This window comes from Vibrio sp. 1078-1, from assembly GCF_033340475.1.
The window spans coordinates 1-551 of record NZ_JAWOWM010000739.1; the positions used below are offsets into that span (position 1 = coordinate 1).

Sequence of the window (551 nt, forward strand, 5' to 3'; positions counted from 1 at the left end):
CGCAGCTTCTCATCATCCTTTTGCTCGTAACCCTTCGGTCAGTTTAGCTCAATTAGAGCAGGCGAAATGGGTGTTGCGTGAGCATGGCTCAGGTACTCGTAAAACCTTTGATAGCTCCATTCATCATTTGATTGAAGATTTAGATGTATGGCGTGAGTATGAACACGTTCCTGTGTTGCGCAGCTTGGTGGCTAACGGACAATACTTAACTTGTTTGCCATATTTGGATGTTGAACGTTACATTGAGGCTGGACGTTTAGTCGCGCTAAACGTACCAGATCTGAAAATGGAGCGCACATTGTCCTTTATTTGGCGTGCGGATATGGCCGAAAACCCGTTGGTCGATTGCATAAAGCGTGAAGGTTTGCGCATGATGAAGGGCAAACCATCCGTCTTATAGGTACTATCAATTTTAATGGGCTCTGCATTGCAGAGCCTTTTTTATTTCTTTTATTCGTCCATCTCTGTTTTTTATTATTTTCTAAATCTGTTGATTTATCGGTTGCGTCAAATAATTTGTGTAAAACATGAAACGAAAGGTGATATTGTTG

The 551-nt window shown here is 41.7% G+C and carries 1 protein-coding gene; it reads left to right on the top strand.

Translation table 11 applies throughout. From position 1 onward, the window contains the following. A partial coding sequence (locus R7190_RS29805; protein ID WP_318138200.1) for a LysR substrate-binding domain-containing protein occupies positions 1-400 on the top strand: 400 nt, incomplete at its 5' end. Between the last annotated feature and the right edge of the window lie 151 nt (positions 401-551).